This window comes from Prolixibacteraceae bacterium (genome assembly GCA_019856515.1).
Taxonomy (GTDB): Bacteria; Bacteroidota; Bacteroidia; order Bacteroidales; family Prolixibacteraceae; genus Halosquirtibacter; species Halosquirtibacter xylanolyticus.
In genome coordinates, this window is record CP082230.1 from 1,691,048 (window position 1) to 1,703,830 (window position 12,783).

Sequence of the window (12,783 nt, forward strand, 5' to 3'; positions counted from 1 at the left end):
ATTTTGAATAGGAAAAACACTTATTTAAAATTGAACATATAATGAAACAAACAACATTTTTAACGCTAATCACTACACTTCTCTGTGTCACCACCTACGCACAGAAACTAGGAAAAGACACGATTTCGATTCATGAAGTAGCAATTCATGCCAATCAAATTCATCCTCGTGAAAATGCGCTCCAACTTGATGTTCCACTCAAGTACATTCCAACTGCAACCAGCACTATTTCAGGAAAAACTTTAGAAGAATTAGATATCCACAGTATCAATGAAGCTTTTGATTATACCACTGGTGTTAAAACAAGAATGAACTATGGCGGATTTCAAACTTTCCGTTTGAGAGGTTTTGACAAACCGGTAGTCATGCAAGATGGACAAATTGATTATCGTATGGTCTATTCTAGCAGTGCTCCTATGACTTCACTATCAAACGTCTCAAAAGTAGAATTCATCAAAGGACCTGCATCGGCATTATATGGAGGCTCATCAGTTGGTGGTATTATTAATATTGTGCGAAAATCACCATGGGATAAAGAAGAAGGGCGAATATCTTTTAATACTGGATCATATAACACCAATGACTTCCAACTAAATTACTGTAAACAGATTAGTCCCAAACTAGCCATTCGCCTTGACGGGAATATACTCCGATCAGATGGATGGAGAGATAATGGTGTCAATAAAAACAATCTATATTTTGCTTTAGGTTGGAAAGCTTCAGATAAGGATGAGTTACAATTACGCCTTGGAGCTTTTGATGATCAGTATGATACAGAAGCAGGAACTCCAGCATTCAAAAATGACATATTCAGCAGTAAAAACGACACAAAGATATACAACAAAGGGGAGCTACCAAGTAATATGAGCCCTGACCAGAGGTACAATGATCCTACAGATTTTCTAAAATCAAAGAATCAAAATATCTACTTATCTTGGAAACATCAGTTCACCCACAATAATTACCTAGACCTGACCGCATCTTTCAACAATGATGATATAGACTATTTTTCCACTGAAGAATTGACTTATATCACTTCAGATACAGAGGAGAAAGACCACTACTACATGAAAGGTGATCAGAAACAATATATCGACATCAATCAAATTAAACGAAGCTACCCACTTAGATTTCAACACAAAACAAAAACAATACAATCCACACTTGCATTTCATTCAACATTTAATCTGTTGGGGATGAAACATCACACTGCTAGTGGCATCAACTATTTCCAAACGTTCCGTGATTCATATACAGGATATGGCAAAGATGATGTTTGGGGACCAGGAGAACATGCAGTTATATCTGTTGAGAATCCCATATTGAATCAAGGAGAGATACACCACAAACTATCTGCTGTAAACACCTATGATGATGTTATTGTAGGGATCAACGTGCAAGATCTTATTGATGTCACCAAACATTTTAAGATTATGATAGGCGGAAGATTAGATAACTTCTTCTTCAATAAAGAGGTAGCAAAAGTAGATGAGCATAAAAACAAAAGTAATATCGATAACAAAGGATCATATACCGATCATGCTTTCTCCTATAAGCTAGGTATGGTCTATGAAGTAGCAAACAATGTATCGCTCTTTGGATCTGTTTCTAACTTCTACAAACCTTATAGAGAGACATACAATGCGAACTATATCTACAAAGACACCAATGGAAACAAGATAACACCATCAGGAGATGACAAAATATTTGATCCTGAGACCGGTATCCAATATGAACTAGGGATAAAGGTCGAACGTAATAATTTATCTGCTCAAGCAACAGCATATAAAATCACCAAGAACAATATCAAGTCTTATTTAGGAAAAGAAGATAATAAAAAAGTTTATGGCCAAATTGGAGAGATAAACTCGACAGGGCTGGAGCTAGATATTACATATTACGTAACAAAAGCATTAGATATAAATGGAGGCTATGGCTACAATAAGACACTAGACTCAAAAGATCAACAAGGAGCTTTTTCTCCTCAAAATACGGCCTATGGTCGTGTGAGATATAAACTATCACAAGGAATGTTTAAAGGCCTCTCGGCATGGTGGGGAATGGTATATACAGACACTCAATTTTCAGATAGTGGCAACACCTACCTACTTCCTTCATCGACAGTACAAAACATAGGTCTTCGATTAGATAAAAAGCACTACTGGATACAAGCAAACGTGAAAAACCTAACAGATCAACTATATTATAATTCAGCGGTTTATTCCAATCAATACATCGCTTCACCTGGTCGCAACTGGAGTGTTACATTAGGTCTAAAACTATAATTACAATGACTAAATTTCTTTTGAAAACCCATCGCATCTTTGGACTGATTTTTCTTCCTATCATGTTAGTATGGTTTATTAGTGGATACTTTATGTTGTTAGGGGGATTCCCACATATCTCAAAACAGTGGGTAAACCAACACCAACCGTTGTTGCCAAAAAAAGTCATTACCAACAAATCGGTCACATCATATAGAGAAATAAGTTATTGTGCTTATGGGTGGAGAGAAATTAATCAAATTAACAATACTGAGAAAGACACCGTCTTTCTCAGTATTTACACCACAACAAAACCCGTGGCATGCGATCAATATGCCCAACACCTAACGAAAGAACAACCAACTAAAAAGATCATATTAGAAGATCTTGATACTTGGATACCATGGAGTCGGTTAAAAAAAGATCTCCCTATTTACAAATACACCTACAACGATGGCTTGCAACTTTATATATCGTCACGTACAGGTGAAGTAGTACAGCGGACTACAACCAAAGAGCGTTGGATTGCCTATTTTGGAGCCATCCCACATTGGCTATACTTCAAATGGCTAAGACAACATACATCAACATGGATCAACGTAATTAAAGTACTATGTGTCTTCTGTCTCATAGCTATCGTATCTGGTTACCTATATGGCTGGATTATTTTCTTTAAAGCAAGAAAAAGCAATCCATATAAAAGGAAAAATCATAAATATCATTTTGCATTAGGTCTACCTGCAGGACTTATTATTTTAACATGGACACTTAGTGGCTTCTTTTCACTACACCATGTTGCGCCTAGCTGGGCACCTATCGGAGTTAAAAAGAAAGTAAAATCTATCTGGACTCCACAACCCATTACAGTACAACAAAATCTTACTTCAATAGATTACACAAAACCAATTGTCGCCATATCATGGAAGAATATTGGAGGAAAGGTTATGACTAAAATGATAGACCACGAAGGACAGGAAACTTTTTACAATCCAGGTAGTGTAAAATCGAACTTTTGGACCCCTCTCTATCTTAAAGAGCGTTTCAAACAACTACTTCCCAAGAATGAAATCACCATGACAAAAGGGGAAAACAATCAACTCAATATTAAAGTTAATGATCAGGGGAAGAGCACATTCACATTTGATCTAATAAAAGGAGAATTAATCCACTACGAAGATAGCAATACACGGCTAAATAATTTTCTCTATCGAGGACTACACGCATTCAAGATCGGAAAACTAAACCATTACCCGATAATTAGAATTTCTCTAATACTAATATTCTTAACTATCGGAACTGCCGTACTAATCACTGGACTTTTTATTACAATCCACAAGAAATAAACAATAATCGATATGACGTTGTAAATCACTATAAATAACCAACTTAAACTTTTAACAAAAAATAGTATTAATCATCTTTAAACATTTAATAAGATAATAGAACATTGAAAACACCTCAGTATTTACGATGTCATAGGTCCCTTTATTCAAAAGCATATCAATTAAAATGACTCTTTCCGAGATTTGGTGAATACCCCATATGGCGTTGCAACCAAATCATCAATGTAACGCTATATTCACCAATTAAATTACGATAAACAGACCATCGTTTATTGTAGGTTTAAGCTTTTTGAACTCGTTACTATAATAATTTCATGAAAAACATCACGAACATATATCGTTATGGTTTCTTAACTCTTTTGCATCTACAAACCTATAGCATGACCATAGAATATTCATCTATTTAACATTTTTGATGAAGCAACTATCAATGAAGTATCCTTGAAGTATCAATAAACTACGAAGGAAACCCTATCTAAGATGTCGGTTATTTCCTAAAGTAGAAGCATTTTTCCGATCCAAGTTATCACAAGAACCGTGAACGACCTTAATGTGGTAATTCATGGTCTTTCTTCACCCTCATAGGAACACGCAGCTCCAGCTCGGAAACAGAATCGATTGCAATCACACTCCTGTATTCTTAATGCCACATATCGCCTTCACCAAAACTAGTAATATAGAAGAGTTTAGATGCCTATTAAAGCAGTGCAATTATTGGACAACACATTCTAGATGGAAGAAGATAACGAATCATTGAAATATTATCATAAAGGATACATCCTGCGAAATTAAGACGTTTTAGATAAATAGTGATTCATAAAGAACTCTTAAGGCCGCTATCACCTGACTAACATGCTACTATCACCTGCTTTTTCTTGGATGTCATTCCAAGATCATTCGAAATTCCCTCACCCAAAATGGGAAATCGATGAATGAACTTCGAGTGAACTTGGAATGAACTTCGAGCCATCTCAGGGGAAAAGCAGGTGATAGTAGCTTGTTGGTCAGAGTAAGGTGATATTGATGTGGTCAGATGTGATAATGGTATCTAAGCATTGTTCTATTTAATATGGTCACTCACCAAGTTTCGGAAAGAGCCAATTAAAGTAGTTAGATTGAGCTTCTTCATAATTTATCATTGACACCATGCCCATAAATCTCCGGAGTTGACTGTATGATATCGGTTTAACTGAATATGATGGTCGTGTAAATTAAACTCTGTCTGGGTTATTTTTCGTAGTGATTTTACACCGTCCTTGACTATATATATTGACGTACGTTTAGTTGCTTATTTTTGAACCAGGTTTGTCACACGAAATAATATCTAAATTTCTCTTATTGAGACCAGCAAGACATCCTAAAACCGTAAGATAAACAATACGTCATTAATTATAGTTAGGCACATAGAAGTGTTAATTAAACACTTTCCATGACTTCTAATATAAGTAAATTTAGACAGAGTTAATCTTACGCCATCATTTACCCATCGTTTTGTTTAGAAGGACATGTCTTTTTGTTAAGGTGGAATAGTAGAGACAAGAATTTAGATTTGAGTATCATCTTAAGTATAGGCATAAAAAAAGAGGAATGGACTCCTCTTCTTTTATGTTGTTTCTTAACAAACACCTTTACTAGTATCCGTAAGTTGATAAAATCACTTTAAACAATTAATTTACTGAGATATAGTTGGCAATCCAATCTCCAACTTCCGATGTTTTACAACTTTTCTCTTTGTCGATATCTTCGGTTACCACTCCTGCATCCATGGAAGCCAAGACCGCTTTACGGATCAATGCACCTTCATCTTTCATGTCAAAAGCAGTTTCAAACATCATGGCAGCAGAGAGGATTGTTGCAATAGGATTTGCAATATCTTTACCTGCTGCTTGCGGATATGAACCGTGAATTGGTTCAAAAACACTCGTGTGTGTTCCAACTGATGCAGAAGGAAGAAGCCCAAGAGAGCCGGTGATCACACTTGCCTCATCGGTTAGAATATCCCCGAACATGTTCTCTGTGACCATCACATCAAATTTCTTTGGCCATTGGATAATTTGCATTGCAGCATTATCCACAAACATATAATCTGTCTCCACCTCAGGATACTCTTTCTCGATTTTCTGTGCCACCTCTCTCCATAGGCGTGATGTTTCTAAAACGTTGGCTTTATCAACAACAGTCACTCGTTTATCTCTTTGTAATGCAAACTTATAAGCAAGATGCAAAATACGTTCTACTTCTTCTTTGGTATATACACAATGGTCATAAGCACCATTACCATCTTCTGTACGCCCTTTATCACCAAAATAGATACCACCAGTAAGCTCTCGCAAACATAGGAAATCGGCTCCTTCAACAAGCTCTTTTCGTAGTGGTGATTTATGTAGCAAAGAGGGAAAAGTAGTCACAGGGCGAAGGTTTGCATATAAACCTAGCTGCTTACGCATTCTTAATAATCCTTGTTCTGGACGTACCTTCGCGGTTGGGTCATTATCAAAACGAGGATCACCTATAGCACCAAACAAAACTGCATCTGCATTCATACAAATTTCATGTGTTGCTTCAGGATAAGGATCTCCCACTTGATCAATAGCAGTAGCTCCTACTATACCCTCTTTTGTCGAAACATCATGTCCAAATTTATTTGCAACTGCATTTACTACTTTCAATGCTTGGTCTACGATCTCTGGACCGATGCCGTCTCCTGCTAATACTGCTATATTTAATTTCATCACCTCTTACTTATTAATAGTTTTCTACTTCTAACTCAATAATGTTTAACATTTTAATGGTCGCCTTAATTGCGGCCTCTGTCTGATCGCTCTCTAGACCTCTGGTTTTAAAAATCTTACCATAGTTCCATGTGATCACAGTTTCCACCAAGGCATCTGTTCTTCCTCCAGGAGGAATTGTCACAGAATAATCGATTAAAGCAGGGAAAGGTTTATTCAGTTTGGTGTAGATCATTCTTAACGAATTCATAAATGCATCATACTGTCCATCCCCCGCCGATGTGGCTTGATGTACTTGACCATCAATTTCGATACTCAAAGTGGCTGTCGGGTACAAACCTTGCGTATGTACCAAAGAGTAGTTTGAGAGTTTGATTTTCTCCTCCAACTGTTGTGTTCTCAAGACATCCGAAATAATATAAGGAAGATCTTCTATGGTCACATTCTCTTTCTTGTCAGCCAAGTCAATAATACGATCAGTAACAATCTTCAACTCCGCAGGTTCCATCTCAATACCGAGTGCTTCTAAATTTTTTACGATATTGGCTTTGCCTGATGTTTTTCCTAAAGCATACTTACGAACACGACCAAAACGTTCTGGTAAAAGATCATTATAGTATAGTCCATGTTTGTTGTCACCATCTGCATGCACTCCACTACATTGGGTAAACACATTCTCACCTACCACAGGGCAGTTCTGAGAAATACGGATTCCTGAATAGGACTCTACCATTTTAGATAGCAAGGCTACTTTACGTTCTTCTACTTTCGTCGAAAAATCAGTATGATCATGAATCAATGCCACCACACTTGCCAATGGCGCATTTCCAGCTCGCTCGCCAAGACCATTGACGGTTGTGTGCACTCCTTTTGCTCCAGCCTGCATTGCCGACAACACATTGGCCACGGATAGATCATAATCATTGTGGGCATGAAAGTCGAAATATATATCTGGAAAACGATCCACCATATCTTGAATAAAAGTATGGGTCTCATGTGGGGTCAATATACCTAAAGTATCAGGAAGCATTACCCTCCCTAACTTATCTACATTCACTCCTTCAAGAAGTTGATAAACATGAGACGCATCCTGCTTCATTCCATTAGACCAATCCTCCAAATATAGGTTTACATTAATGCCCTTAGACAATGCTTCGTTGATCGAACTATTTATCTCTTCAATATGTTCTGCAAGGCTCTTTCTTAGTTGATGTTTCAAGTGGTTGGCAGAACCTTTTGAAAGTAAGTTTAACACTTCTCCACCGGCCTCTTCAATCCAACGTATTGATTTTCCTTGATCCACAAACCCCAATATCTCTATTTTAGACGCAAAGCCTTTGGATCGTGCCCAATCCATTATCTTCTTTGCAGCTATCATTTCTCCATCAGACACTCTTGCCGATGCTATTTCAATAGCATCAACCGAGAGCTCTTGGAGTAAAAACTTAGCTATCGAGAGTTTTTCATGAGCAGCAAAGGAGACCCCTGAAGTTTGCTCACCATCTCGTAGCGTAGTATCCATGATCGATATGGTACGGTTTTTCATCATATTGAGGGAAGAATATATCACATCTTTAATCAGATGTAACTAGATATTATCAACTGTATCTCCACTAGTGTTCATTAAAGTCACGCAGTGGAGATAATTCGGTCATTATTTATTTCTTTTCAAAAGATTCGATATCTGATTTCATATGAATCAAATAATCGATATCATCGTATCCTTTTAAGAGACACTCTTTCTTGTATGGATTGATTTCAAACGACTCTGAAAGCCCTAACGCTTCGTTAGTAATCGTTTGTGCTTCAAGATCCACCGTCAGTTTTGTTGTCGCATCTTTTTCGATTGCATCGAATGTTTTCTCTAAAAACGATTCAGACACCACCACAGGAAGTAAGCCATTGTTTAATGCGTTTCCTTTAAAAATATCGGCAAAGAAACTAGATACAACCACTTTAAATCCGTGATCATAGATAGCCCAAGCAGCATGTTCTCTACTAGAACCACTACCGAAGTTTTTACCTGCAACTAAAATCGATCCACTATAACGATCATCGTTTAATACGAAATCATCATTTTGAGATCCATCTTTTTGATATCTCCAGTCACGGAAGAGGTTATCTCCAAAACCTTTTCGCTCCGTCGCTTTTAGAAATCGTGCTGGGATGATTTGATCAGTATCCACATTCTCTATTGGCAATGGGATCGCTGTACTCTGTAATGTTTCAAACTTATCTATTGGCATAACAATATTAACTAAACAAATAAGACTTCGATTATAACTCTCTCGGATCAGTAATCACTCCTGTAATCGCTGCTGCTGCTGCCACTAATGGGCTTGCCAACAACGTTCTTGCACCAGGTCCTTGACGACCTTCAAAATTACGGTTAGAGGTCGATACTGAATATTTACCTGCAGGAATCTTATCGTCATTCATTGCTAGACATGCAGAACATCCAGGCTCTCTCATTTTAAATCCGGCTGCTTCTAAAACCTCAACAAGACCTTCTTCTTGAGCCTGTTTCTCTACTACTTTTGATCCAGGAACAATCCATGCAGTTACACTATCGGCTTTCTTTTTGCCATCAACAAATGCAGCAAAAGCTCTTAGATCCTCGATACGACCATTGGTACAACTTCCAACAAACACATAGTCAATAGGATGTCCCAACATCTGTTGTCCTGCGGAGAATCCCATATATTCCAATGATTTCTCAAAAGATATTTTATCCGTTCCTTCTAGGTCAGTACCTGAAGGGATATTCCCTTGCACAGATACTCCCATTCCTGGATTCGTACCATAAGTGATCATTGGAGTGATATCTGCAGCATCATAATGAAATTCTGCATCATAAACAGCTCCACTATCCGTCTTAAGCTCTTTCCATTCAGCCAAAGCCTTATCCCAAGCTTCACCTTTTGGTGCAAAAGGACGTCCTTCCACATAGTCAAAAGTAGTTTGATCTGGTGCAATCATACCTCCACGAGCACCACATTCGATACTCATATTACAAAGAGTCATACGACCTTCCATAGAAAGGCTTTCCACTGCTGAGCCTGCATATTCAATAAAATAACCAGTACCCCCAGAAGTCGTCAATTTAGCAATAGCATACAGCGCAATATCTTTTGCAGTTACTCCATCAGACAGTTCTCCATCAACTTTGATTAACATCGTCTTTGGTTTTGGCTGCATAATACACTGAGAGGTAAACACCATCTCCACTTCACTTGTTCCAATACCAAAAGCGATACTACCAAAAGCTCCGTGAGTAGAGGTATGGCTATCACCACAAACGATAGTCATACCAGGTTGTGTATATCCCATTTCAGGACCTACAACGTGAACAATACCGTGATTTTGACTACCTAAACCATAATATTGAATACCATGATTAGAACAGTTTTTCTCTAATGTCTCAACCTGAAAACGAGACTCCTCATCTTTAATCGGTTTGTCTTGCTCAATTGTAGGGACATTATGATCTGGAGTAGCTGTTGTTTGTGCTGGGCGTGCTACTTTTAACCCTCTGTTCTCAATACCAGTGAAAGCTACTGGGCTGGTCACCTCATGAATAAAATGTCTATCGATATAGACTACATTCGGGCCACCCTCTACTTGTTTCACGACATGGGCATCCCATATTTTATCAAATAATGTTTTTGGCTGCATGTTATAATGTTGAATTGTTCTACTTTATTTAATTAGAAACAGATATCGTAATTATACTACGACAATCTTATTGATAGCATCAATAAAGGCCTCTACTGATGCTATGACAATATCTGTATTGGCTCCGAAACCATGATAGAAATGATCACCATAGTTGATGGTCATATGTACCTTACCGATATCATCACTTCCTCGTGTGATCGCTTGAATCAAGAACTCCTCCAAAATGACTTTCTTGTGAATAATTTGTTTCACGGCAGAAAGTGCTGCATCAACGGGTCCATTTCCAACGCTACATGCAGTAAATAGTTCTCCTGCAATGTTCAACTTCACGGTAGCCATTGGCTCCATATTCTTCCCTGTAACCACCTGGATATCGTGAAGTCTGATACGCTGCCCTTCCGTCTTTTCGACCTCACCAACCAATACCATGAGGTCATCCTCTTTGATGTCCTTCTTTTTATCAGCAAGCTTCAAGAACTCTTGGTATACTTCATCTAGCTTTTCGCCTTCTAGGTTCACACCCAACACTTCTAAACGGTGTTTTAAAGCTGCTCTACCACTACGCGCAGTTAGAACAATTGACGACTCTTTGATTCCGACATCTTCTGGATCGATAATCTCGTAGGTCTCACGATTCTTTAAGACACCATCCTGATGAATACCTGAAGAGTGGGAAAATGCATTTCGTCCAACAATCGCTTTATTGGCTTGAACAGGCATATTCATCAAGGTAGAGACCAAGCGAGAAGTTTTAAAAATATTCTGTGTCTTAATGTTTGTCTCAAGATTCAGGTCTTGATGACTCTTCAATGTCATCACCACCTCTTCTAATGAAGTGTTACCGGCACGTTCGCCAATACCATTCAAAGTAACCTCCACTTGTCTTGCTCCATTCATCACCCCAGAGATACTGTTGGCAGTAGCCATTCCTAAATCATTATGACAATGAGTTGAAAGAATTGCTTTATGAACATTAGAGACATTCTCCATTAAGAATTTAATCTTCTCACCAAACTGATTAGGCAAACAGTAACCAGTTGTATCAGGTATATTAACCACCGTAGCTCCTGCTGCGATTACCGCCTGCACAACTTTAGCTAAATAGACATTATCAGAACGGCCTGCATCTTCGGCATAGAACTCCACATCTTCCACATATCTCTTTGCGTATTTAACAGCAGCAACGGCTCTTTGAAGCACCTCATCTTCAGTAGAGTTTAGCTTATACTTAATATGATATGGTGACGTTCCAATACCTGTATGAATACGCCCTCTTTTGGCATATTTTAGTGCATCGGCAGCCACATCGATATCTTTCTCTACTGCTCTAGTCAAAGCACATATGGTTGGCCAAGTTACCGCTTTAGAGATCTCTACCACAGAATTAAAATCACCTGGACTTGATACTGGAAAGCCTGCTTCAATCACATCGACGCCGAGCTCTTGGAGAGCTTTTGCTACCTCTATCTTCTCTACAGTGTTTAACTGACATCCTGGGACTTGCTCTCCATCTCTTAATGTTGTATCAAATATATAGACTCTATCTGCCATCCTGATTCTCTATTTTTGGGTATATACTCGGTTTTGGTTACCATCCTAAAAGATGGTGGTTCTCTCTGCTGTACCTCATATAGAAAGGTACAGCAAAGAGAGATTGATTTTTAAATATTATCCTTCATTATTTTCTGGACGTAACTGACGAACAGTTTGACCTGCTTGCCACATCTCAGAATCTCTTAGTTCTTTTAATTCTGCCTCTAATTTCACACGATAGTCTGGTTGGCTATTTGAATCAATAGAACGTTGTGCTTCATTACCACAAGCTACCTCATCATACAATTTCTGGAACACAGGCTTGGTTGCATCACGGAAAGGCTTCCACCAATCTAGTGCACCACGTTGTGCTGTTGTTGAAGTATTTGCATACATCCAGTCCATACCATTTTGTGCAACCAATGGCATCAAACTTTGTGTCAACTCTTCAACCGTCTCATTGAAAGCCTCTGATGGTGTATGTCCTTGTTCTCTTAATACTTCGTATTGTGCAGCAAAAATACCTTGAATACATCCCATCAAAGTACCACGCTCTCCAGTCAAGTCAGAATAAACCTCACGTTTGAAATCTGTTTCAAACAGGTAACCTGAACCTACACCAATACCTAAAGCAATTACTCTATCATAAGCACGACCAGTGGCATCTTGGAAGATTGCATAACTTGAATTCAAGCCACGTCCTTCAAGAAACATTGTACGCAAACTTGTTCCTGATCCTTTAGGAGCAACCAAGATAACATCAACGTCTGCTGGCGGTACGATACCTGTTCTATCGTTAAAAGTGATACCAAAACCATGTGAGAAGTAAAGTGCTTTTCCTTTTGTAAGGTGCTTCTTCACCGTTGGCCAAACAGCGATCTGACCTGCATCAGACAACAAGTATTGGATCACAGTTGCTTTCTCACAAGCTTCTTCAATATCAAATAGATTCTCTCCTGGCACCCAACCATCAGCCACAGCTTTGTCCCAAGTCTTTGAGTCTTTACGCTGACCAACAATTACGTTGAATCCATTGTCTCGAAGGTTAAGAGACTGTCCTGGACCTTGAACACCATAACCAATTACAGCAATGGTTTCATCTTTCATTGTTTCACGTGCTTTTTCCAATGGAAACTCTTCACGCATCACTACTTTCTCTTCTGTCCCTCCGAAATTTAACTTTGCCATTTTTCTTGTTTTAATATGTTAGAATAATTCGATTGTCTTACTTTA

At 38.3% G+C, this 12,783-nt stretch carries 8 protein-coding genes; 2 read left to right on the plus strand and 6 right to left on the minus strand.

Annotated features, from left to right (window positions below):
- Window positions 1-41: 41 nt before the first annotated feature.
- Both K5X82_05880 and K5X82_05885 read left to right on the plus strand, forming a co-directional pair.
- Window positions 42-2,285, plus strand: a complete 2,244-nt coding sequence (locus tag K5X82_05880; protein QZT38422.1) for a TonB-dependent receptor — start codon at window positions 42-44, stop codon at window positions 2,283-2,285.
- Window positions 2,286-2,290: 5 nt separating this feature from the next.
- Window positions 2,291-3,607: a PepSY domain-containing protein gene (locus K5X82_05885; GenBank protein ID QZT38423.1), complete on the plus strand. Its 1,317-nt coding sequence runs from the start codon at window positions 2,291-2,293 to the stop codon at window positions 3,605-3,607.
- A gap of 1,667 nt (window positions 3,608-5,274) precedes the next feature.
- Here K5X82_05885 and leuB read toward each other — a convergent pair.
- The 6 genes from leuB to ilvC all read right to left on the minus strand — a co-directional run bounded on the left by leuB (window position 5,275) and on the right by ilvC (window position 12,738).
- Window positions 5,275-6,339 (minus strand): 3-isopropylmalate dehydrogenase, encoded by a 1,065-nt coding sequence (gene leuB / locus K5X82_05890; protein ID QZT38424.1) that lies wholly within the window; start codon window positions 6,337-6,339, stop codon window positions 5,275-5,277.
- A 13-nt stretch (window positions 6,340-6,352) separates the two neighbouring features.
- Window positions 6,353-7,888 carry a 2-isopropylmalate synthase gene (locus K5X82_05895; GenBank protein ID QZT38425.1) on the minus strand — a complete coding sequence of 512 codons (1,536 nt, stop codon included), beginning with the start codon at window positions 7,886-7,888 and terminating at the stop codon, window positions 6,353-6,355.
- Between the two features lie 109 nt (window positions 7,889-7,997).
- Window positions 7,998-8,585 (minus strand): 3-isopropylmalate dehydratase small subunit, encoded by a 588-nt coding sequence (leuD, locus tag K5X82_05900; GenBank protein QZT38426.1) that lies wholly within the window; start codon window positions 8,583-8,585, stop codon window positions 7,998-8,000.
- A gap of 31 nt (window positions 8,586-8,616) precedes the next feature.
- Window positions 8,617-10,014: a 3-isopropylmalate dehydratase large subunit gene (gene leuC, locus K5X82_05905; GenBank protein QZT38427.1), complete on the minus strand. Its 1,398-nt coding sequence runs from the start codon at window positions 10,012-10,014 to the stop codon at window positions 8,617-8,619.
- 51 nt (window positions 10,015-10,065) lie between these two features.
- A complete protein-coding gene (locus K5X82_05910) occupies window positions 10,066-11,568 on the minus strand; it encodes a 2-isopropylmalate synthase (GenBank protein ID QZT38428.1) in 1,503 nt (500 codons plus the stop codon).
- A 117-nt stretch (window positions 11,569-11,685) separates the two neighbouring features.
- Window positions 11,686-12,738, minus strand: a complete 1,053-nt coding sequence (ilvC, locus tag K5X82_05915) for a ketol-acid reductoisomerase (GenBank protein QZT38429.1) — start codon at window positions 12,736-12,738, stop codon at window positions 11,686-11,688.
- Window positions 12,739-12,783 lie beyond the last annotated feature (45 nt).

Excerpts from the sequence above, each read along its gene's own strand:
- leuB (QZT38424.1), bottom strand. The coding sequence starts at position 6,339 with ATGAAATTAAATATAGCAGTATTAGCAGGAGACGGCATCGGTCCAGAG.
- K5X82_05910 (QZT38428.1), bottom strand. The coding sequence starts at position 11,568 with ATGGCAGATAGAGTCTATATATTTGATACAACATTAAGAGATGGAGAG.
- K5X82_05880 (QZT38422.1), top strand. The coding sequence starts at position 42 with ATGAAACAAACAACATTTTTAACGCTAATCACTACACTTCTCTGTGTC.
- K5X82_05895 (QZT38425.1), bottom strand. The coding sequence starts at position 7,888 with ATGATGAAAAACCGTACCATATCGATCATGGATACTACGCTACGAGAT.
- leuC (QZT38427.1), bottom strand. The coding sequence starts at position 10,014 with ATGCAGCCAAAAACATTATTTGATAAAATATGGGATGCCCATGTCGTG.
- ilvC (QZT38429.1), bottom strand. The coding sequence starts at position 12,738 with ATGGCAAAGTTAAATTTCGGAGGGACAGAAGAGAAAGTAGTGATGCGT.
- K5X82_05885 (QZT38423.1), top strand. The coding sequence starts at position 2,291 with ATGACTAAATTTCTTTTGAAAACCCATCGCATCTTTGGACTGATTTTT.
- leuD (QZT38426.1), bottom strand. The coding sequence starts at position 8,585 with ATGCCAATAGATAAGTTTGAAACATTACAGAGTACAGCGATCCCATTG.